The sequence below is a fragment of the Pseudomonas sp. TWI923 genome, from assembly GCF_039673365.1.
Taxonomy (GTDB): Bacteria; Pseudomonadota; Gammaproteobacteria; order Pseudomonadales; family Pseudomonadaceae; genus Aquipseudomonas; species Aquipseudomonas sichuanensis.
In genome coordinates this window covers 1-216 of the sequence record NZ_JBDJLM010000194.1, presented here as the reverse complement: position 1 = coordinate 216, position 216 = coordinate 1, and the positions used below count along the sequence as shown (strand labels likewise).

The window sequence follows — 216 nt, the reverse complement described above, 5'->3', positions numbered from 1 at the left end:
GGGCGTACATGGCGATGATTTTGTCATCGAATCCGGTGTAACGGCGCTCATGCTTGGGGATCAGAATGGGCGAAAAACTGCCGTCACGGTCCCGAGGGATATCCAGCCGTAGCGGGCCATCGCCTGTCAGTACAGTCTTGCCACTCGTGCCATTGCGCTGGTTGGTCTCATCCTCTGGGCGCTGCGCGCCCGGCGGATAGCCCAGGTGATGACCAA

1 protein-coding gene is annotated in these 216 nt (G+C 60.2%); it reads right to left on the bottom strand.

Annotated features, from left to right (window positions below; genetic code table 11):
• Nucleotides 1-216, bottom strand: a 216-nt coding sequence (locus tag ABE459_RS26070) for a transposase (RefSeq protein ID WP_346648184.1), incomplete at both ends; no start/stop codon positions are given.